The organism is Luteibacter aegosomatis, assembly GCF_023078455.1.
Lineage (GTDB): Bacteria > Pseudomonadota > Gammaproteobacteria > Xanthomonadales > Rhodanobacteraceae > Luteibacter > Luteibacter aegosomatis.
This window is the reverse complement of record NZ_CP095740.1, coordinates 2,247,048-2,269,809: the sequence shown is the minus strand read 5'-3', so window position 1 is coordinate 2,269,809 and position 22,762 is coordinate 2,247,048. Positions and strand designations below refer to the sequence as shown.

The following is a 22,762-nucleotide window of genomic DNA, read 5'->3' as shown; positions in this document are numbered from 1 at the left end:
ACCGGCTCCCGTTACGGGGCGACGAGCCCTTCGATGAAGGCGTCCACGCGCGCCGTGTAATCCGAGGGCTGGCCCAGTGTTCGGTTGATCTCGGCATGCGACAGGTCTTGCGGCAACACGTCGACCCGCGCACCGAGTGTTGCCGCCTTCTGCGCGAGGCGGCGCGCCTGCGGGCAGGCGTCAAAACGCCGGCTGGAACATACGGCCAGCATCGGCAGCGCTCCGGACCGGAGTTGTTGATAGGGCGACACCGCGGCCCAGTCGCGCGGATTCTCGCCGAAGGCGCGGTCGTAAAGCCGGGGATGGCGCGGAAATTCCATGATCTGCACGACGTCCATCGCGGCGCTGTCCAGGGAAACGACGCCTCGCGGCCGGACGGCACCGGCAGCGGCTAGCCGTTCCGGGTCGGCTCCCAGCAAGGCGACCAGGTGCGCACCCGCCGAATGCCCCATCAAGACGAACCGCTGGGGGTCCGCGCCCCACGACGCGGCCAATCGTTGCGCGGCGGCCAATGCCCGTGCCACGTCCCCGGACTGCTCCAACGGTTTGGCGTCGGGCAACAGCCGATAGTTCACCGATACCAGCACATAGTTCTTCGGCAGCCAGTAGGCGGCCTTGCTGTCGACGACACCCGGACCGGTCTTGTCGCCGATCGCCCAGGCGCCTCCGTGCACCATGAAAATCACCGGTGCGTGACGTGGCGACGGCGGCAGGTAAACGTCGAAACGCTGTCGAGGATCGCTGCCATAGGCGACGTCGTGCATCACCCGTGCTTCGGCCGGCCGCGCCTCCTCGTGCGCGCCATGCGCGATGCCGGCCAGGCCCCATGCGACCCATGCCGCGCCGGCCACCACATACGTTCGCCTCATACCCATAACGTCCGCCTCGTCGACGACAGGATCAACTTCCGCGCAACACGAGCGTTGCCGCCAAACCATGGGGATGCAGCGGCAGCAGCCTTAATTCACCGCCGTGCTGGCGCGCGACGCGCTCGACGATCGCCAGTCCCAGCCCGGTACCGCCACCTTCGCCGCGCACGAATGGCTGGCGGGCGCGCTGCGCCGCTTCCTCGGACAAGCCGGGACCGTGGTCGGTGACCTCGATCCGCCAAACCTCGCCCTGCCGCGAAAGCCGCAGCGCGTAGGGCGGCGCACCGTGACGCTGCGCGTTCACGAGCAGGTTCCCCACCGCACGCTGCAACGCCATCGGCTTGCCGGTCATCGGTGCGCAGGTCGGCGTTTCCACCTGCCACTCGCGTTCGCAGGCGCTGATCGCGTGGCGGCACAGCGCTGCCAGGTCGAGCGGTTCGCTGGCTTCGTCGCGGCCGTCGCGCGCGTAAGCGATGAACTGCGACAGGATCGCGTCGACGTCGGCGATATCGCGATGCATGCCGGCGCGGAGTTCCGGATCGGCATCGGGCACGAGCTCGACGGCGTACTGAAGCCGCGTCAGCGGGGTGCGCAGATCGTGCGAGATGCCTGCAAGCATCAGCGCCCGTTCCTCGGCGGACTCGCGTACGTCCCGGCTCGAATCGGCCAGGGCGCGCGCCAGATCCCGCACTTCCCTCGGCCCCGCCAGGGCGCCTGGCGGAGGCGGTTCGCCCCGCACGATCGCCGGAGCGGATCGCGCCAGGCCGCGCAACGGCACCACCAGGCGGCGCGCGTAGTAAGCCGCCGCCAGCCAGACCAGCACCGCGCCCACGAGCAACATCAGTACCGAAAAGCGCAATACGCGACTGCCGCGCTGATCGAAAGCGAACGATATCCACAAGGCCGGCTGCGTATTCAACTTCAGCCACACCACGTTCGCCGTGCCGATGCGCCCCAGGCGCATCTCGCGACCGCGCTCGAGCTGTTTCGGCGCTTGTTCGAGCAACTCGCGCATGAACGGCTCGGCACGCGGATTTCGCGGCGACGGCGGCCGTTCGGTCACGGCCAGTCCGGCGTCGCGCAAATAGGCCACGAAGCGTTCGCGGGGCTGCACGCGTGCCAATTCCTCGGCGACATCGGCGAAGCCATCCATGGCATTCAGCAACTGCCCGGCAGCCGGGCGGGTCGTCAATTGACGGCCTATTGCCACCGCCAGCACCGCCGCGCCGAGCAGCACCAGCCCGATCACCAGCACGAGTTGCCCGAACACGCTGCGCGGTAAAGGGAGGCGACTCATGCGTGATCGTCCGGCGGCACGTAGACGTAACCCACGCCCCAGACCGTCTGGAGGATGCGCGGGTTGCGCACGTCGTCCTCCAGCAAGCGGCGCAAGCGGGCAATGGTGACATCCATGCTCCGCTCGAAAGCCTCGTGCTCGCGTCCACGCGCCAGGCTCATCAGGCGGTCGCGGCTGAGCGGCTGCCGTGGGTGCTTCAGCAGCACCGCCAGCACTGCGAATTCGCCCGTGGTCAGCCGCTGCAGTTCACCGTTCCGGCTGAGTTCGCGGCGCCCCAGGTCCAGTCGGAACGAACCAAACCGGACCTCGCCGCCGTCCGGCGCCGGCGCCCCGGGCGCGGGGCGGGCGCGCCGCAGTACCGACCGGATCCGCGCCAGCAACTCCCGGGGATTGACCGGCTTGGGAAGATAGTCGTCGGCGCCGATCTCCAGGCCCACGATGCGGTCGATCTCGTCGCCCTTGGCGGTAAGCATCACGATCGGCGTGTCGTCACCCTGGCCACGGAGGCGGCGGCAGATATCGAGGCCGTCTTCGCCGGGCAGCATGAGGTCCAGCACGATCAGGTCGTAATGGCTCCGATCCAGCGCCTGCCGCATCTGCGCGCCATCGCCCACGCCCGTGACCTTGAAGCCCTGCGATTCCAGGTAGCGCAGCAGCAGTTCGCGCAAACGCGCGTCGTCGTCGACCAGGAGGATGCGAGCCAGGGTGTCGTCCATGGCGCCACTATCGCGGCTAGCCGCGGGCCCGCGCAACGCCCTTCCCGGGGCATGTGTAAGCAAATGTTTCCAGGGCGCGACGGGGAAACATGTCGTGGCTATCGCGACACACCTTCGCCGGCGGCGGGCACTAGCGTGGCTCCACCGCGAGAACGCCTCGCGCCGACCGGAAGGAGACATCCCATGAATAGAACGACCCTGCTACTGGCGGCTCTGGTGCTGACCGGCACATCGGCCGCCGCGATTCCCGATGTGTCGGCGCAAGGCCGAATCCGCGGCCATGCGGTGGCCCATACCGGCGACGGAGGCCGCACCGCCGTCACCGGGGCCGCGGCCCGTGGCGAGCGTGGCGCCTTTGCGCGGGGCCGCCAGGTGCACGGCGACGGCCAGGGCAACGTCGACGGCCACAGCCGGGCCTATGCCGCCGGCGCCAACGGCGGTACCGCGCAACGCGAGGACAGCTTCTACCGCCACGCCGACGGAAGCGCCGGCCGACAGGGAAGCGCGTCCATTAACGGCCCCAACGGCGGCTCCGCGACCACCAGCGGGAGCATCGCCCGCGATGCCGACGGCAACGTCAACGGCAGCCGCAGCACCAGCGCCACCGGAAAGAACGGCAACAGCTACAACGGCTCGACCAACGTGCAGAACGGCGTGATCACCCACACCGGCACCTGCAGCAACGCCGCGGGCGAGACGATCGCCTGCCGCGGCAACTGATCCCCGCCCCTCCCCCAACGATCACGGATGGTCTCCTTTTCCAACTCATGAGGTATCCCATGCCTAAGCTCACCTACCTGCTCGCCGCCACCTTGATCGTCGCCTCCATGTCATCGTTTGCGCAGAGCGACCGCGCGGCCCAGGCCAAACAGGACCTACAGGCACGCCTGAAGGCCGCGGACACCAACGGCGACGGCTTCATCGATCGCCAGGAAGCCGAAGCCGGCCTGCCGCGTATCGCCAAGAACTTCGACAAGATCGATACCAATCAGGATGGAAAGCTGTCGGCCGACGAACTCAGGCAGGCCGCCGGCGCCGCGCGACAGCGCTTCGGCCGCTGAGCCGGCAAGGCGATCACCATGGATACGTCCTCGCTCGGCTTGTTGGTGCTACCGCTGCCGCTGTTCGTGTTGATCGCCGCCGCCGAAGGGTGGCTGCGGCAACGCCGCGGCCTGGGCCACGATTGGAAGGCCTACTGGGCATCGCTCGGCGACGCGCTGGGCCGCGTGCTCGTCAATGGGTTGCTCAAGACCGGCATCACCGGCGCTGTGCTTTACGCGGTCTGGCAATGGCGCATCGCCACCTTCGCCATGGACCGATGGTGGCATTGGGCCCTGCTCTTCCTGGGCCAGGAGTTCTGCTACTACGTGATGCACCGTGCCGACCACCGCATCCAATGGTTCTGGCTGAACCACTCGGTGCACCACTCGTCGAACCAGTACACGCTGTCGTCCGCGTATCGCCTCGGCTGGACAGGAAAGATCACCGGTGCGACGGTGTTCTTCGCGCCGCTGGTATGGATCGGGTTTCCCGTTCCCGTGGTGCTCGCCGCGCTGGCGGTGAACCTGCTGTATCAGTTCTGGCTGCATACGGAACTGATCGGACGACTGCCAAGGCCGATCGAGTTCGTGTTCAATACGCCTTCGCACCACCGCGTGCACCATGCCAGCAATCCGGATTACATCGATTGCAACTACGGCGGGGTACTGATCGTGTTCGACCGGCTTTTCGGTTCGTTCCGCCGGGAACGCGAGGACGAACCGCCTCGGTACGGTCTGGTGAATCCCATCTACAGCCATAATCCCTTCCGCATCGCCTTCCATGGCTGGGTACATATGTTTCGTAGCTTGAAAGACGCGCGGGGCTGGAAACAGTATGGACGCGTGCTTTTCGGGCCGCCGGAGTAGCGTTAGCTTTCGGCGGGCCGCGCCCACTTCCGGTCGCACGGTCGCGACACGAGGAATTCACACGGCACTGCCGCCTACTACCGAGCACGAGCGTGTTGCAGTACACGAAGCGCGCTCTGAGCAACCTGGGGTACTGAGAGGGAATGGCGGGAGCCGTCCCTCACCGGCTCCCGGCTATTGCCAGTCGAAAAGCAACAAGCGAACATGACCGACATCGCTGGGGAGAGGGGCTCTCTGGCCATCTGGAGTCACTATGCGCGCTTTATTGTTTTCGGTGGCGACGGCAATCGGACTGTTTTCGGTCACCGGGATCGTTGCGGCCGAGGATTGTCCGTTGACGCTGTCCCTGAACATGCCACCGGACGCTTTCGTCGCGAAGCTGGGTGCGATGCCATCCTTTCAATCCCGACGACCGAAGGAACGAGGGCCCATCGACGAACGATGTGACTACGAGACGTCTACCTTTACGCAGTTCGCCACGTCCCCGGGCGGCCTTTGCACCATTGCCGGGCAGCCCGTCGCCTTATCCATGGTAGACATTCTGGACAGCAAGTCGACCGTCGTGTCGCACGTCGTTGGGCTCCCTCGATCCGATGCGTCCCTCGAAGCCCTGCGCTCGGCCTTGGGCAAGATCGCATCCCCGGTCACCCCGGAAGCGGACTTCGATGCCTGGCAGTCAAAGGCCTTTAACGTGACCGACGCGGTTTATGCCCGTGGCGACGACGTGTGGGTGGTATCGCACGAACAGCGCGATCCGGGCAGCACCAACAGGGCTCCCGAATCCTATGTGCTGTTTCATGTTCGCAGACCCTGGCTCGACTTCGCGCGCAGGGACTTGAATCGATGCGCAAAAATCCCGGAACCATGACTCTCGACGGGCGCGCTTCGTGACCGGCACCCCGAGCAGACGAACAGAAGGAACATCGTGGGCTACGACATCCACATCACTCGCAAAACGCACTGGTTCGATGACGAAGGCCCGACCATTTCCATGGAGGAATGGAAAGCTTACATCGCCTCCGATCCCGAGCTCCGCCTTGACGGCTATGCCGAGACGACGTTGGGTAATGGAGCCGTGCTACGGGTAAAGAACGAAGGAATGGCTGTCTGGACGGCCTATTCCAAAGAAAACACGTCATGGATCTGGCTCGACTTCAGCGGGATCGTCGCCAAGAACCCGGACAACGAAATCCTCCGAAAAATGTTCCAAATCGCCCAGGTGCTCGGCGCAAGGGTGGTGGGCGACGATGACGAGGAATACGATGCAGACGTCGACATGGTCGCTACCGACGACTTCAGCCAACACGACATTCCGCCCGATTCGCCTGTTCCAAAGCGACCTTGGTGGAAATGGTTCTGAGGTTCGGTCGATGAGCACGCGGGGTTTGTATGGACCGTGTAGGGATTGCTCACTCGTCCTCAGACCGTCCGATATGGTCCGGCAGCTCTTCGACGAACTGCGAGTGTCGGGCGACATCAAGAAATAATTGTTTCCGAACTGTTCGCGCTCGTAGTCCGGCACAAAACCCAACCTCTCCATGCGCGCGGTAACCTTATCATTGCACGCCTGGACCGCCCCGCAAGCAGCGCGCTCGATTTCGGCCTGTTTCACTTCGCTGTACTTCAGCCAGTTTTTCCGCGCGGCCGCTTCGGCGACGACACCGCCCGTCGTACCGCCCACGACAAGCCCGATCGCGGCGCTGCCTAGCTTTATCAACGAAGCGAACTCCGCCGTACCTCGCAGGTAGGCTAGCGTCACGTCCTGGCCAGCCACTACGGCGATGCATCTGCCCGTTGAGACGCCCTCCCCCAGGCAGCCTGGCTTACTTCCCTACTTATCACTGTTTGGAAACCAGAATACGGAGGTAGCCATAAGCCCGCCTAACAGCGGAACCAGCAGTGACACCGGACTTATAAATTTATCAATTATCAAGGAGAAGGCCTTAGCGAGCCCTACGTCCCATGCAATAGATATGAAAAGAATGATGATTGCCGAAAGTGCCCCTACTAGGAACGCCACCAGATATACGGCCGGTGTTGGAGGACCACCTCTTCTCGTCGAAAGAAGGGCACCTATCAGGCCGGACCAGAACCCATCGAACATGTCATGCATCCTAGTTGTCCTCGCATGCGCAACGTCAAGACCATCCCCTGCTTGAAAGAGAGCACCTTCATGTCCAAGCCAAGCGCTCGCTGATCGGCGTCAACGTACCGGAGCATATCTGCCGTTGAGAAGCTCGTGCGTCAATTTCCTCTACCTGTATCCTGGTTTCAGCTCGAACGCGCTATTTCGCATCTGACCATACAAGTAGTCGATCTCGCTGGAGGGCGAGCTACTTACAACATCACAAATCAGCCTTCCGATATCGAAGCCCGATTTCTCAGCAGAGTAGAAAGGTTGATCCAGATCTGACGCCTCCACGCCCACCGTATAATCTATTGCGCAGACGACCTCCCCTTGACTCCCGTAACCGCTTCCCTTGGACGATGGCGCCGCTGTTCGTCAAACTTCGTGATCGTTTGTACTTCTTTCCAGCACCATAAGAACGCACGTGTAGACAACGCCGAAGACCGCTCCGAATGTCGTGAACAGTGCAATTCTTGGAGGCGCATAGTCAAACCAGAACCACCTCGTCGAAAACGTATGCCAGTCGCTTGGGAAGATCGGAGCGTCAAGCAGGATCCAGAAAATATCCCCGTACAACGCGCCACCAACGATGTATCGACCTGTAAAATGGAACCAACGATCCACGACGTACAGCAAGGGCAGCCCGATCACCGTGGTCACGATCATTCCGATCAGGAAGAACGCAACCAGACTCATCCACTCCTGCGCCACATGTCCGGAGGCGACGATCATAGCCAAGGCGATCGATGCGGCTGCCATACCTCCGCATGCCAGGAGGATGATCTGACGCTTCAGGCGCATGTTACCGCTGCCTACCATCGAACCAGTCCTTCTCGGCATCGTCCGTCGTCCTATCAGAAGAAACATCCCGCTCACTGCGGCTAGATCCTGCTCTGCTGTGCCGGCTTCGGCCTCACGCAGAAGCCGATGATCCGTTCCTCGGAAAGTGCTTCCTAACGCCCAATCCCCGTCTTTCCGTGGAAAGATCGGACTTTCGCCTTTCGCTTTAAAAGACGATGCCATTCAGTTGAGGAGGCAACTTGGGAGCCCGGCCAAACCTAGCCGCCAGCCCTCAGGTTTTCAAAAGCGAGAGAGCCTCCTCGAGGCCAGGAAATTTAAAGGTTCGCTCGAAGTCATCACCGCCCAACCAAGCTGCTGGCACCAACGAGTTAGCGATCTTCACCTCTCGCCCAACAAGATGACAAAGCTTCGCGTACAAAGTCGCTGGAGTGCTCATCAGACCCTCGGTGAAACCGCTTTCAAGCTCGACCGCTTCATTCCCGCGGCGGCATAGCTCCTCAATGCCAACCACTAAGCGCTCTTTCTCGCCGAAGAACATGTCGAAGAAAACTTGGACATCAGTTGACAGTGGCCCGTTCTTCAGAACCAACCTCCGTCGCGCGTCCTGCGCAGATCTCTCTGCGTTACCCAGTTCACCGAGAAAAATCAGTCCAATTTGCCTGGAAATGAAATTAAGTTCCCACCGATCATTGAAACCACTGTACAAAGATTGCAGAAGATTGCTCGCCTGATAGCGAGCAATCCGAGAATTTGAGAAAGCTGCAGAAGATGCGTCAATGAAAGAAAACACCTCATGTCGATGTTCGGCACCTATCATGCTGCTCCGTTCCGCTTGAAGTATGGCGGATGTGTAGAACCAGTCTCGGCAGCTATCGATGTCGGTCTCCACGAACCACGAGTACATGGCCATGGCACGCGAATAGCTTTCAAGCGAATCCAGTGAGCCGCCAAGGCTTCCTCTACCGACAACCAAGTTATCGATCGCAAGCTCATTCATACTGATGGTGGCTTGGCTATTTACATATTTTTCAAGATGTCTAATTCGCTTTTCAGCTAATTTCATAGCATTGACCGATTAACGTCCTAGGCCAATCTGGCCAAACCAAGTGCCCTGCCGCCAGGCCTCTCTCACGAGAGGTGACGCCGGACGTGTACCGAGTTGCCCTGCCATACCTTCTGAGAATGGGCACCGCGCGCCTGCGAAGCATTTTGCAGAGAGTTGCGTGGTGCCATTTCCCAAGAAGTGGAGGCAGGCTGTGGGACATGCCATCCTCCGATTCACAACGCAAGGTTGAGAAACATAAGGCTATGCGATATCCGAAGACCACGCGGGCCCACGAGCTTCCCGAAGCGCATCTCCTTCGACCTTCGAACAATGGCGAAGCTCATCTAAGCGCTGCTGATATGGCACCCTTGAAGGCATAGCGCCACCCGTTTTTCAAGCAAGTCACGTGGCAATCTAACTCTTGGTAAAGACAACCCCGTTTAGTTGCGGAAAGTTGAAAACGGGCTTTACTTCTGGGTCATTCATCAGCCACGCGGCAGGAATCATGGAATGCCGAACGTCTATGTGTCTGCCTGCCATCAGGCAGAGCTTCGCATAAACCGTTGCCGGCGTGTTCATGAGCGACTTTGTAAAGCCACTTTCCAACTCCAAGCGTTCGTCACCAAGGTCACATAGCTTTATAATGCTGCTATGCAATGCTTCATCATCGCCATGATGAAGATTGATGAATACAGAAAGATCCGCAGCATACTTGCTATCGTCAAGCGATGCACGGTCAATCGAACGATTCAGCGCATCTCTAGCCTTTTCGATATTCCCCTCAAGAATGAAAGCCGCCTGCTCAGAAAGAACCCGAATCAACGGAACGTTGTCAGGATGACTATATAGCGATCCTAGAACCTTTCCGACTTCCAACATGGTGGATGGAGAGTTCGAGAACACAACATTCGACCCGGAAAAAAAAGAGAATAAATGGCGTTGTTCCGAAACGGGCACGCCCACGATTCTAGCCAACTGTAACCTTGCCATCGTGAAAAACCAATTTCTGGTTTCGTCGATATCGTCCTCTACAAACCAGGAGTAAATTGCCATAACGTTGGCGTAACGCTCCAGGCCGGCGAGGCACCCGCCACGACTCCCGGTTCCGGTCAGCAAGCCCTGGATACACTCTTCGTTCATCTCCTTGTTGAATTCGCTCGCGGCGTGAGCTTTAACATGCCGAATGCGATCATCTGCAGCAGTCATCAGCGTTCCTTTAGTTTATCTTGAGAAGAACCGGCCGACCCGTGTTCCGATCCACGCCTGCAACACCTTTTACTAGCGTCCCCGTCTTTTGCGCTTTGGAAATTGCCTTATATGCGTCAGACGATGGATCCAAGTTTGCCATCACATTGTCGATCCACCGATCCGAGAGCTGTTGTACTCCTGCGTCTGTCGAAAGGCTCGCGGAGCCACCTCGTATCTGCTTCGAATCCAGGATGATCGTCACCGTTCCATCAGGCGCTTGGAGTACATGATCGAAGCCATTGTTGCTGCCGTACTTGCCGCCATCCAACACATTTAGTCCTTGGCGATCAGCAATGATGTTGATCAGGTTCTCCGTAGTGACACCAGTCTTGTCGCCATTGAACTGAACGTACTGGGAGATGATCTTTTCATCAACCGTGAGGTCGATGAGTGACGTGCTCGACGTATTGAACTTGGTGGCACTGAGATTGCCCGATTTCGACGGGTCGACGCCCGTCATCGTCGTCAGGCCGAGGATGCCTCCCGATGCCGTGACGACCTGACCGCCGTAAAGCGCGGGTGCCGAATTCCCCAGCCAGCCGGTAACCGCGGGGAGTCCACTTCCCAGAACGGCAGGGTAACCGACACCACTCGTCGCTCCGCCAACGGAAGCAATGGGTGACCATTCCGAGATCCAGGCGGGAGTGGCCGCGACTCCCCCGCTCGCCAGCGCCGGGGCCACCAACGCGGTCGTCAATGCGGTGTTGTAGGCGCCCACTCCCAAGTTGTAGCTGCTTGGCACGCCGTACTGGTCATGCATTTGCTGCGTCAACGTCCACGCGGGCACATCACTTGTAACGTACTCCGACACGTTCGTCGCGGTATGCGTCACGCCGTCATAGATCGCTCCAGCTATCGCCCCGGGGATTTCGACAGGATGCTCCTGATAGTGATCCAGCTTCGCGCCTACCGCCTTCGACGAGTCATTGAAGCCGTCGACGAACTGTCGCCACTGGTAGCTAAGCTCGTTCGCGGGCCCATACTCCGGGACGATGGAATCCCCAGGTTTAATTCCGTACTGCGCGTAATAGGCCTTTGCAGCATCGGCCTTATCTTCTTCCGTCAACACTCCGTATTGCTTGACGATATCCAGGAAGTAGTTGTTCCCAAACTGCTCGCGTTCGTAGTCCCGTTCCATGTTGAGCTTTTCCATGCGCGCGGTGACGGCGTCTTTGCACGCTTGGTCCGCCCCACAAGCAGCGCGCTCCCTATCGGCCTGTTCCACTTCACTGTGCAACAGCCAGTTATTCTGCGTGGCCGCCTCGGCGACGACACCGCCCGTCGTTCCGCCCGCGGCAAGCCCGATCGCGGCGCTGCCGAGCTTCATCAACGAAGCGAACTCCGCCGTTCCCGGCACGTAGCCGGAGTCCTGCAACGATTGAGCAAGGGCATTAATCGCTAACTGGTTGGCCGTCGACCCGGCCACCGCCGCCCCGACATTGCCACCGCCCATGCTTGCCATCGCCGCCGCCACGGCGCCATGCAGCGCGATCTTCTCGGGGCTGCCCTCTTTCAGGCCGAAGTATTCGCCAACGTCGCCAGCCGCCCGGAAGCCTACCTGCCCCGCCACTTGGCTAAGTTCCTGACGCTCCGCGACCTTCTTCTCATCGAAGATCGGCTTGAGGCCGCCTGCGTCGATATCCGGATTCCTATCCAGGCCCGTGAGGTCGATGCCAGGCTGGTTGCGGACGTCGATCGTACCCGCAGCAATACCGGCCTTCGTCGTGCTGCTGGAGTCCTTCGACTGCGGGACGCTCATGCTTCCCGAGAAGCCAGCGCCGCTCCCGACCGAGATGCCGCCGCTGAACGACTGGTAGTCCGCCTTGTTCTGGATGTCGCTGAAGGTCAGCGTGCCCGTGCTGAACGCATTCTTCGCCGCATCGGCCGAGCTGGCGATCACGCCGCCCTTCAGATCGGTGTTTCCGCCGACGAAGACGTTGTAGCCACCGCTGCCGGCGCCGATGCCGCTGACCTCATCCACGCTCTTGTAGTTGCTGGTCGTTTTACCGACGGCAATGTTGATCTGGCTTCCGTAGCCGTAGACGTAGGTACCGCCCACCTGCCAGTACTGGCTGGCGTAGTCGTTCGTGGCTTGCTGGCTGGCGATGTTGAGATCGCCGCCGATCGATGCCACGACGGTTTCGCCCTTCGCCTGTGCGCCGAGGATATTGGTGTCGTTACCCGACACCAGACTCAGCGTGTCCGAGGCATTGACCGAAGTGTTGGCATGGGTGGTGCCGTTGCCGTGAGCGATGCCCTTGCCGACGCTCGCCGTGACGTAAATGCCCGTCTGGCTGCCGACGCTGAGTCCGATTTCCCCGCTCGCGTTCGCGCTTCCGCTCTTCTGCGTGTGGGATTCCGCTTGGCTCAGGAGATTGAGATCGCCGGTGGCGCCCAGGGAGACGTTCTTGCCGTCAATCTGACTGCCGATGACGTTCAGGTTGCCGTTCGTCGCGGCGATGGTCACGTTCCCGTCGCTGCGAATCGTGCTTGCGCCCGTCGTGTCGTCGTGGGTCGTGGAATGGCTGCTGGCGGTGCTCGCGCCCAGACCCACCCGCACACTCATCCCGTTGTCGCTACTCTGGGGGCTTCCGTCCTTGTCCGACACGGCGTCGTAGACGCCATAGCCGGCCTGCGCCGCGTAGAGCACCTTGAGTCGATCGTCATCCACCTGGCTTGCTCGATGAGCCGAGGCATAGGCCGTTTGCGCGGCGGTCGCCATGCCACCGGTCAGGCCGACATTGATGCCGCCGCTGTGTATGGACTGCGTCTGCCGAGTATCGACCGTTCCCAAGCCAGGGTCGATGGTCACGTTCTGACCGACGATTGTCGTGCCGGTATGGCTGATGATGTCCGAGCCGGTGATATGCACGTCCTGCCCGGCGGACATCGTGACCTTACCATCGGTGCTGCCGATGAGGCTTCCCGTGGCGTCGACCTGGGTGACGTCGAGCGCCCCCTTCTGCTTCTGGTTGCCGATCGTGACGCTCAGACCGTTCTGGATGAAGCCCGAGGTCGAGACGCTCTGCTTGTGACCCTCCGCGTGGGTGCTGACGGCCGTACCGATGTTCAGGTCGTTGCCCGCGGCGAGCGTCACGTCGTGGGTGCCGGCGATCTGCGCGGCTTCGGTCGTCACGTTGTGTCCAGCGCGCACGGTCACCGAATCGCCGCTGAGCACGGTACCCGTGGCGACGTGATCCTCGCTGCGGTCGGCATTGGCGCGAGACTGGGTCTGGTAGTTGTAGTCGGTCGGCATCAGCCCACGTGTCATGCCTGAACGCTTCGTGGTCCTATCGTGGGTTTCGTCATAGACGTCGTCCCCGGCGAGCAGGTTGACGTCGTGACCGGCGGACACCGCGATATCACCGGTCGCCTTGACCTGCGCCGCCGTGGCGGTAAGGTCGTTACCCGCGACAAGCTTCACGTTATCGCCGTCCAGCATCGTGCCGACCGCGATGGTCTGCGAGACGTCGTCGTGCGTGGTGGTGGTCTTGCTGCTGAGCAGGCCGCTCTTCTTTTTCTTGGTATCGGTGACGACTTCATGCGACTCATCGGCGGTGCCGAGGATGAGGTCGTGACCGGCCGCTACCGTAATATCGCCCGCCGTCGACACCGTTGTAGCGTTCAACGTCGCATCGTGCCCGGCCGCGAGCTGCACGCCCTTGCCCGCGTCCACCACCACCCCGCGCACCGTCTCGTCGGTGGTGGTCTGGGTGATGTGCTTCTTGCCTTCCTTCCAGCTCGCCGTGGTCGTCGAGCTGTCGGTGACGGTGGTCAGGGTCAGGTCGTTGCCGGCCTGCAAGGCGGCCGTACCGCCCGCCTTGATCGTCGTGCCTTCGAGCAGCGCGTTGTTGCCCGCCGCCACGGCGAGGTTGCCACCCGCCTCGAGGCCGGTGACCTGGTGGGTGACCTTGGTGGACGTGCCGTCCGTACTCGCGGTCAGCGACAGGTCGTGACCGGCCAGCAACGCCATGTCGCCGCCGGCCTTCACCGTCGCCGCCTGCGCGCTCAGGTCGTGGCCGGCCTGCATCGACAACGAGCCGCCCGCGGTCACGGAACTGCCCTGCGTCTGCGTCGTCCAGCGCGTGCCGGTCTGTTGCGCACCCAGGGTGAGGTCGTGGCCCGCCTGCAAGGCGGCATCGCCGCCCGCCTTCAGCGTCGACACCGACAGGTTCAGGTCGTTGCCTGCGACGACGGACAGATCCTTGCCCGCATCGAGGGTCACACCTTCGGCACGCGTGCCGGTAGTCCAGCGGCTGGGCTGCGTGGTGACGGTGCTGGATGCCAGGGTCACGTCGTGACCCGCCGCCAGGGCAAGGCTTCCGCCCGTCGTGACGCCCTTGCCCGCGAGGGTCAGATCATGGCCGGCGGTGAGCAATGCATCGCCACCGGAGTTCACCGTCGTGTGGTCGAGCGAGAGGTCGTGGCCCGCGTTGATCTGCAAGCCCTGCGTGGCGGTGATGCTCGCCGGGGCGAGGCCGCTGCCGATGAGGCCCCCGACGTTCTCCGAGCGGATGTCGCCACCGGCGACCAGGCTGACGCCCGCACCGTCGATGCGTCCGTTGAGGTTGGTGATGTTGCCGGTGGCGCTGATCGCGGTCAGGCCGTCGCTGGAGATGCGGCCGCTGTTGAGCAGGTCCTTCGCGGTGAGCAGGGTGCTGTTCTGGCCGCGGATCGTCCCGTCGTTGCTCAGCGTGCCCGACGCGTCGATGCTCACGTCCTTGCCTGCGATCACCGCGCCCTGCGCCGTGAGGCCGAGGTTGCCGCTGGCGAGGTACACCACCGGCACCAGCACGTCGTGTCCGTCGACGTTCTGCTGCACCATCCAGACGATGTCCTGGGTGAGCGCGCTCACCTGGTCGGCGGTGAGCGCCACGCCCACGCTCAGGTTCATCGCCTGGGCCGCGTGCGCGCCGTTGTTCATCAGCGCCTGGTACTCGTCCAGGCCGCTGCCGTAGTCGGACAGGTAGGCGCGGCCGGTGAGCTGGGTGACCTGGTTGACCACCAGTTGCTGTTCGTAGAAACCATCGCCCAGGCGCATCATCGTGCGGGCCGGATCGACGCCCAGCTTGTCGAGCAGGTAGTCGCTGCTGATGAACTGGCTGTAATCGGCGAAGCGCGCGTTGGTCTCGATGAGGTAGTTACCGCTCGGCGCATGGCCGAGCAACGCCGTGAGATAAGCGTTGCCCAGCAGGCCGACGTTGCGGGCCGACGCCCCCGTGGCGCCGGCGGACAGCGTGCCCGCGTCCACGCCACCGACGGTGCTGCGCTCCCCGGCCGAAGCGGCGACGATTTGCCCGCCCGCGGCGGGTCCATCGACGGCCGAGCCGTCGCTCCCCTGGCCGCCACGCACGCTATAGATGCCGCCCGTCGGCAGCGTGACCCCGGCCAGCGGCTGGCCCGCGCCGCCGAGCACCTGCGGCGCGTGCCCGGTGGCCGGATCGACCTGAGCGCCCTGGGGTAGTCCGGTCGCCCCCTGCGCGTTGCCCTTGTTCACCGACGACAGGCCGATCGCCTGCGCGTTCGGGTCGAGCCGCGTATTGCCGACCGAACGGCCGTCCGGCGTGACGCCGCCATTGGACACGTTGAGTCCACCGATGGCCACGCCGGCGGCGCCGGACATCACCGCGCCCAGCGCGGTGTAGTTGTCGTGCATCAGGTCGGACGGGTTGGTATCCGGCCGATACGAGTAATTCTCCTGTTCGCCTCCGGCGTTATCGCAAAGACTCAGGTCCGTGCCACAGCCCATGTGGTGCGTAACCGCCACCTTCTGGATGGTGCGCCCGGCGGCCAGCGACTCGTTGGACACGTTTTCGTTTCCGGCCACCATGCCGGTGCCGCCGCCCGCGCCCTGTTGGTTCACGGCGAGGAAGCCGTTGGCCGCGATGGTCGAGGTGTTGTTCTTCACCGAGCCGTACAACGAGATGTTGCCGCCCGCGACGATCTGCGACTGCGCGCTGGCGGCGTTCACCACCGTCTCGTCGAGTGTGTGGTATTCGGTCCAGGTTTCGTACTCCTGCACCTTGTTGATCGCGTGCTTGTAGTCGGTGATCGGCAACGGTTGCGATGCCGCCGATTCCTCGGCACTCAACGTGCGGCTGGTCGTGCTCAGCACACGGCGCACGTTATTGATCTGGTTCGCCGCCAGCAGGATGCTGCCCTGTGCCTGGATCGAGCCGGAGATGTTGTCGATCAGGCCCGCGCGCGTGTCGAACAGTCCCTGTCCATTGCGGCCCGCGCCAGCGACGTTGATGTTGCCGAGGCTGAAGATCTGCGCATCGCGATTGACCAGGTGACTGGTGTAGATGTCGACGCTGTTCGTCGCGGCGATGGTGCCGCTCTGGTAATCCGGGTTGCCGATGGACTGACCGAAATCGGCGCCGTTGATCACCGTGCCGGCCTGCAGCGTGACGTTTCCGCCCATGATGCTGCCGGTGTTGTTCACCACGCCCGCGGTGATGCCGACCGTATTGCCCTGGATGCTGCCCGCGTTCGTGACGGTGCCGCCGGTCACCAGTTGCGTATTGGCCGAATTGAGCAGCGCGCCCGCGTTGTTGGTGATGCCCGCGGCGCTGATGGTCAGGCCGTTCACCGCCTGGATGCTGCCGTTGTTGGTGAACTGGCCGTCCACCGCGAGGCTGAAGCCGCCGGTGGCCTTGATGCTGGAGCCGGCTGCCTGCACGTAGTCACCCACCAGGTGCATGCCCAGCGTGTTGTTGGCGACGATGGTGCCCTGGCCGACGAGGTTGCGGATGTCCAGCATCACGTTGCCGACGCCGCCCACGCCGTCGATGCCGGCCTGCACGGTGCCGCCGCTGTTGTCGAAACCGAACAGGGTGAGGTTGAGCTGGCGGCCGGCGGTGATCTTGCCGTTGACGTTGGATGCCGACGCGCCGGCGTTGACGAAGTTGAACGTGTTGCCCGCGTAGACCGTGCCGCCGCCGTTGTCGAGCTGGCCGGTGCCCAGGGTGAGGTTGTTCGCGGCCACCAGCGTGCCGCCCTGCGCGTTGGAGATCGCCGTGCCCGACAGGCTCACGTCGCCCTGCCCGCCCAGCGTGCCGCTGCGGTTGTCGATGCCGCCGCCGGAGGTCACCTGGGTGAGCGCCGCGCTCGCGTTGGCGATGCGGCCGCCGATGTTGGAGATCGACGCCGAGGCCAGCGTCGTGGCGCCGTTGGCTTCGATGCGGCCGCCGTTGTTGTTGAGGCCGTTGGTGGCGCGCAGGTCGAGCGCGCCGAGGCTTTGCAGGCGGCCGGTGTTGGCCACCGTGTCGGTGGCCTGCACGTTGAGCTGCGCGCCCGAGATGGCGCCGGCATTGATCAGCCGTGCGGTGGTCAGCGTCGTGCCGCCACCGGCGGCGATGGTGCCGTTGCCGTTGTCGAGTGTGCCACCGACGCCGAGCGTGGTCGCGCCCGCCGCCGACTGGATGGTACCGCCGCCGTTGGAGAGGTTGGCCGCGGTAACGCCGAGGTTGCCGCCGGTCGCCTGGAGCAGGCCGCCCGTGTTGTTCAGGCCGTTGGCGACGGTCACGCCCAGCGTGGCCCCCGAGATCGCGCCATTCGCCGTGTTGCTCAACGACGACGCCGAGACCGTCGTGTTGCCGTGCGCGTTGATCAGGCCGCCGTCGTTGGCGAGCGCCGTCGTGGCGACCACTCGCGTCGTACCGTTGCTGGCGAGCGTGCCCTGGCGATTGTCCACGTCCTGGTCGGCGCCGACGTCGAGCAGGCCGTTGCCGGCCAGTTGCACGCTGCCGCCGGTGTTGACCACCCGGCTGCCGTGCAGGGTGAGGTCGCTACCGTTGTTGACGATCGTGCCGCCGGTGTTGTCGATCGTTCCGGCCGTGCGCAAGACGAGCACGGACGAGCCCGATTGCAACAGCTTGCCCCGCGTATTGTCGATGGATGCCGCCGTGAGCAGCAGCGCATTCGCCTGCATGCGCGCGTCGCGACCGTCCACGCCACGATTCAACAGCGCGCCGGCGGCCTGCACGGTGAGGCTGCCGCCCGCGCCCAGGTCGGCGGCGGTGTGGTCGATATTGCCGGTGCGTGCCAGCAGGCCCGCATTGCCGCCCGCGCGTTGCGTGCCGTAGGAAAGATCGAGCGCGTTCGCTTGCGCGTCGAGCATGTTGCCCGCGAGCAGGCTGCCATGCGCCGTCAGTGCACCATCGGCCAGCACGCGCAAATCGCCGGTGGTGTCCAACGTGCCGTCGGCCTTCACGCCCGCGGCGAGCGTGCCCGCCACGTCGACGGTGGCGCCATGCACGCGAAGATCGCCGGCGGACAGCGTGCGGCCGGCATGGCTCACCGTAACGCCATCGAGCGAAATGTCGTCGGCACTGACCGTACCGGCCTGGCTCAACGTCGCGCCGCTGGACAGCGTCGCCGTCTTCGCGGCGATGTCGCCCTGCACGGCGAGGTCGCCATCGGCGTGAAGCGTCAGGCCGTGGGCGGCGAGCTGGCCGCTCTGCCGGATCGCGCCGGTGGCCCGGGCGTCGAGGTCGGCGGCGGAGGCCACCGTGCCGCCGAGCGTGAGATCGCCCTGCCGCGCGAGCAGGTGCATGTCGCCCTGCTGGGTGCCGAGCGTGCCGGTGCTACTCAGGCTGCCCGCCTTCACGTCCAGCGTCCGTGCGGCGACGAGTTTGCCCGCGTTGGCCATCGCGCCGGATACGTCGATGGTGACGGTGTCCGCGCCGGAAAGCTGGGCCGAGGCACCTTGCGTGAACCCGCCCGCACCGATGCCGAGCGCCTTGCCCGCGTAGACGGTGCCCTGGTTGTCGATCGCGCCGGCGGCATGCAGCGCGAGCGTGCCGTCGGTGGAAAGGTCGCCCGTGTTGCCGATGCTCGCCGCCTCGACGGACAGCGCCGAGGACGCCAGCAGCTTGCCCGCGTTGGTCAGCGTGCCGCCGCTCTGGACATCGAGTGCACCGCCTGCCTGCGTCGTGCCGGACAGCAGCGTGTCGCCCTGCGACGTCAGGCCGACGTCGTGGGCGGCGGCTAGCGTGCCCGCGCTGTCGATGCGCGACGCGGTGACGGTGAGCGTGCCGTTCGTTTGCAGCTTGCCGTTCGCGTCCTGGGTGAGCGAGCCGTCGGCTCGCGCCTTCAGGTCCTGCTCCGCGGCGATGTCGCCGCGATTGTCGAGGTCACCGGACGCGTGTGCGTCGAGCGTACCGGTGGCATAGACGCTGCCGGTGTTGTGCAGGTCGCGTCCCGCGTCGAGCGCGAGCGCGCCGTCGACCGAGGTGTCGCCGGCGAGGTCGATGTCTCCTGCGGAGACCAGCGTCGCCCCATGGGCGTTCATGGCGCCCGTCTGCGCCAAGGCACCGGCCGAGGTGGCGTCGAGCCGTCCGGCCGACACGGTGGTACCAGCCAGGCTGAGGTCGCCATGCGTCGTGGTCAACGAGACGTCGCCCGCCGTGCTGCCGAGCTGACCGCCACTGCGCAGGCTGCCCGCGGTCACGCTCAGGCCGTTGCCACCGACGATGGCGCCGTCGCTATCGAGGGCACCATCCACCGACACGACCAGGCCTTGCGTGCCGTCGAGGCGACCGTCGGCGGACTGGCTGAAGGCACTCGCGCCGAGCGTCAATACGTTGCCCGCGAAGAGCAGACCGGCGTCGGTGGCGTCCTGTGCGACGGTCAGCGTCAGATCGTGCGCGGCACTCACCGTGCCGCCCTTGCGTCCGTCGAATCGTTCCGCACCGAGTATCGCGTCGCGAGCCGCGACCACCGTGGCCGCCTGGGTCAACGTGCCCGCCGTGACGCGCACGTCGCGACCCGCCTGCAAGCGGCCGCCGAGCGTGGCGGTGTCGGCATGCAGCGCGAGGTCGTTGCCCGCGTCCAGGGTGCCTTCGCCATCGAGAGTCGCCGCGTCGAGCGACAGGTCCCCGCCCGCGTGCGTGGTGCCGGACTGATGGATGCCGCCCGTCGCGCGCGCGACGAGCGCGCCGTCGGCGAAGGTGTCGCCGGCCAGCAGGAGATCCTGGCCGGCGTCGATCGCGGCGTCGCCGGTCGCGTGGAGCGCCCCGGCCAACGTCATCGTACGCGCGGCGACAAGGTCGACCGCGTTCGCGGTGAGCGTGCCGTCGAGCAGCACGTCCTGCGCGGACTGGGCATGGAACGCCGTCGCCGCCGACACCGTGCCGCCCAGGTGGATGTCACCGGCCGAACTGGTCAAACGCACCGAACCCTGGGTGCTACCCAACGAGCCGGACGAATCGATGGTGCCGGCATCGACGGTCAGCCCGTTCGCGCCGACGACGCTACCCGTGCTGCGAAGTGCGTCGCGCAGGCGCAGAGCGACCGTGTCGGCCGCGCTCACCGAGGCCTTGTCGCCTACCGTCAGCGCATTCGCGTCCAACGTCAGTGCACGGCCCGCGTACAGCTTGCCGGTGTCGTTGACGTCGCCGCTCGTCGTGAGCGCCAGGTCTCGGCTGGTCGACAGCGAGCCGGCGTTGATCAGATCGCCGGCATGGACCGTCGCATCCCGACCCGCCACCACGTCGGCCTCGTTGGTCAGCGTGCCGACGGTCGCGAGGGACAGGTCGCGACCGGCCTGCACGTTGCCCGCCAAGTGCAGGCTGGCCGCATCGATGGCGAGATCGCGACCGGCATCGATCTGCTTGCCGCTGTCGAGCGATGACGCGTGCACGGCGAGATCCGAGCCCGCGTGGACCGTGCCCGTGTTCTCCAGGTTGCCCTCGGCAGCGAGGGACAGGCTGCCGTCCGCGTACAGCGAACCGGCATTGGCCGCATCGTGCGCCACGCGCACGGCGGCGTCGCCGCGCGCGTAGATGTCGCCGGTGTTGTCTAGCGAGGAAACGTCCGCGTCGAGCCGGCCGGTCGTCAACCGGCCCTTCTGCGACATGCCGGCCGCGCGCAGCGCGAGCGCGCCGCCCACGACCGTGTCGCCTGCCAGCGTCATGTCGCCGCGAGCGAAAAGTGTCGCGTCGCCTTGCTGGGTACCGAGCTCACCCCGGCTGTCGATGCCTTGCGCCGTTACCGACAATCCGTTGGCACCGACGAGGCTACCCGCGTTGTCGAGCGCACCCGCGAGCTCGACCTGCGCGCCACCGATGCCATAGATCTGTCCGCTCGCGGCCTGGGTTAGCGTGCCGGCATTCACGGCGATGCCGCCCACCGCATACAGCGTGCCCTGGTTGGCGAGATCGCCCGCCACGGTCGTGGCGAGGTCGGCGCCCGACGACACGACGCCGCCAACGCGATTGACGACGCTCCCCGCCTGCACGGCGAAACCTCCGCCCGAGACGGCGACGGCCGCGTTATCGAGCAGCCCCGCCGCGCGCAGGCTGACGTCGCCGCCGCCCTGTACGGCGCCCGCGAGCGTGGCATCGCCTCGACTCGACAGCGACAACCGCGTTCCCGCGTCGACCACGCCGAGGCTGGCGAGCGTGCCCGCGTCGAGCGACAGATCGCCGCCCGCATGCAGGGTGCTCGCCGCCGACGTCGTCAACGCGCCTGCCGCGGTGGCATACCCTCCCCCCATGCCATAGATCGTGCCGCCGTTGGCGAGGCTGCCCGTGCGCAGGTCGAACGAGCGGTCCGTATAGAGCAGGCCCATGTTGCGCAGCCTGCCCGCGGCGTAGACCGAGAGGTCATGTCCGGCACTCAGGCGTCCGTACACGTCGACATCCGTCGCCGCGTTCACGGCCAGCGAGCCGCCGGCGATCAGGCCGCCGTTCACGGTCAGCGGCCCACGCGCGGATAGCGAGACGTTGCCGTTCTGCGTGCCGACGCTGCCGTCGATGGTGACCGCCCCGGCCGCGTCCAGCGTGGCATCGTTCAACGCCACGGCGGTACCGCCCAGGCGCACCTCACCCGCGCTGCTGAGCTGGAGATCGCCGGCCTGAGCGGCGATGGCGCCGCTGCTGACCACGCCCACGCCCGCCTCGGTGCCCACCAGCCGGATCTTGTCGGCATACATGCCGCCCAGGGCGGCCACGTCGATGGATACGGCCGGACGGGAGGCGTCCGCGACGTTGGCGCGCACGCTCGCATCCGCGTAACCGACGTCGTTGCTGCCGGCGACCACGTCGAGCTGCTTCGCCCAGAGCTTGCCGTTGAGCTGTACCGCGCGGGCGATGAGATCGGTGCGATCGACCACGGAGCCGTCGAGGCCGCCCGAGCCGATGGCGATGCCGCCGCCGGTGACGTGGAACGCATCCAGGCTGCCGCTGCCACCGAACACGGGCGTGCCGGTGGTCAGCGTGAAGCGCTGGCTGTTGATGATGCCGCAGCCGTCGCAGGTGATGCCGTAGGGATTGGCGATCACCACCGCGGCCGGCTTGCCGCCCACCTCGATGTATCCGTTGAGCGTGCTGGGTAGCGCCGACGTCACCTCGTTCAGGATCAGCGAGGCTTCGCCGCCCTTGAGGTTGTCGTTGCCGGCGACGTAGCCGCCGAGCTGGGTGCGCACGATCCCCGCGCTGTTGTTGAGGATGACGCCGCGCTTGTCCACGTCGAAGCGCTGGTATTTGTTGTGCGACACGCCCTGCGCGTTGGGCGCGACGATGTCGACCACCGGCACGCCGTTGGCCGCCGAGTCCATCGTCGGCCGATGCGCCCCCGCCGCCGCGTCGGGCACCTGCTGCGCCCACGACACCACCGGCGTGCCCACCATGGCCAGTGCCAGCGCGTACGCGAGGGTACGCAGCACCGTCCAGACCTTCGCGCCGGAGGCGCGCACCATCGTTTCCTTGATCGTCGTCATGACCTTTCCCCTTGTCGGGCACCGTCC

General features: G+C 64.7%; 12 protein-coding genes. 5 read left to right on the top strand and 7 right to left on the bottom strand.

What is annotated here, in order from left to right; all coding sequences use genetic code 11:
- Positions 1-11: 11 nt before the first annotated feature.
- From L2Y94_RS10310 to ompR, 3 genes are read right to left on the bottom strand one after another with little or no spacing between them, the layout of a single operon-like run.
- Entirely contained in the window at positions 12-869 is an 858-nt protein-coding gene (locus tag L2Y94_RS10310) for an alpha/beta hydrolase (protein ID WP_247374928.1), read from the bottom strand.
- A 31-nt stretch (positions 870-900) separates the two neighbouring features.
- Positions 901-2,166 (bottom strand): ATP-binding protein, encoded by a 1,266-nt coding sequence (locus L2Y94_RS10305; protein WP_247374926.1) that lies wholly within the window; start codon positions 2,164-2,166, stop codon positions 901-903.
- On the bottom strand, positions 2,163-2,882 hold the full coding sequence (ompR, locus tag L2Y94_RS10300) for an osmolarity response regulator transcription factor OmpR (RefSeq protein ID WP_247374924.1): 720 nt from the start codon (positions 2,880-2,882) through the stop codon (positions 2,163-2,165). Before ompR ends, L2Y94_RS10305 begins: the two co-directional genes overlap by 4 nt.
- 183 nt (positions 2,883-3,065) lie before the next feature.
- On the opposite strand from ompR, the gene L2Y94_RS10295 reads away from it, so the two are divergent.
- From L2Y94_RS10295 to L2Y94_RS10275, 5 genes are all read left to right on the top strand, one after another.
- Positions 3,066-3,602, top strand: coding sequence for a hypothetical protein (locus L2Y94_RS10295; protein WP_247374922.1), 537 nt, complete (start codon positions 3,066-3,068; stop codon positions 3,600-3,602).
- Between the two features lie 59 nt (positions 3,603-3,661).
- The gene (locus tag L2Y94_RS21425; RefSeq protein ID WP_247375399.1) at positions 3,662-3,943 is read left to right on the top strand and encodes an EF-hand domain-containing protein; all 282 of its coding nucleotides are present in this window, start codon (positions 3,662-3,664) and stop codon (positions 3,941-3,943) included.
- A gap of 18 nt (positions 3,944-3,961) precedes the next feature.
- On the top strand, positions 3,962-4,789 hold the full coding sequence (locus L2Y94_RS10285; RefSeq protein ID WP_247374920.1) for a sterol desaturase family protein: 828 nt from the start codon (positions 3,962-3,964) through the stop codon (positions 4,787-4,789).
- A 253-nt stretch (positions 4,790-5,042) separates the two neighbouring features.
- Positions 5,043-5,657 (top strand): hypothetical protein, encoded by a 615-nt coding sequence (locus L2Y94_RS10280; RefSeq protein WP_247374919.1) that lies wholly within the window; start codon positions 5,043-5,045, stop codon positions 5,655-5,657.
- Between the two features lie 57 nt (positions 5,658-5,714).
- Entirely contained in the window at positions 5,715-6,149 is a 435-nt protein-coding gene (locus tag L2Y94_RS10275) for a hypothetical protein (RefSeq protein ID WP_247374915.1), read from the top strand.
- 1,143 nt (positions 6,150-7,292) lie between these two features.
- On the opposite strand, the gene L2Y94_RS10270 is transcribed toward L2Y94_RS10275, so the two are convergent.
- The 4 genes from L2Y94_RS10270 to L2Y94_RS10255 all read right to left on the bottom strand — a co-directional run bounded on the left by L2Y94_RS10270 (position 7,293) and on the right by L2Y94_RS10255 (position 22,735).
- Positions 7,293-7,718, bottom strand: coding sequence for a hypothetical protein (locus L2Y94_RS10270; RefSeq protein WP_247374913.1), 426 nt, complete (start codon positions 7,716-7,718; stop codon positions 7,293-7,295).
- Positions 7,719-7,989: 271 nt separating this feature from the next.
- Positions 7,990-8,781, bottom strand: coding sequence for a hypothetical protein (locus L2Y94_RS10265; protein WP_247374910.1), 792 nt, complete (start codon positions 8,779-8,781; stop codon positions 7,990-7,992).
- 396 nt (positions 8,782-9,177) lie between these two features.
- Positions 9,178-9,969 (bottom strand): hypothetical protein, encoded by a 792-nt coding sequence (locus L2Y94_RS10260; RefSeq protein WP_247374907.1) that lies wholly within the window; start codon positions 9,967-9,969, stop codon positions 9,178-9,180.
- A 10-nt stretch (positions 9,970-9,979) separates the two neighbouring features.
- Positions 9,980-22,735, bottom strand: coding sequence for a hemagglutinin repeat-containing protein (locus L2Y94_RS10255; protein ID WP_247374904.1), 12,756 nt, complete (start codon positions 22,733-22,735; stop codon positions 9,980-9,982).
- Between the last annotated feature and the right edge of the window lie 27 nt (positions 22,736-22,762).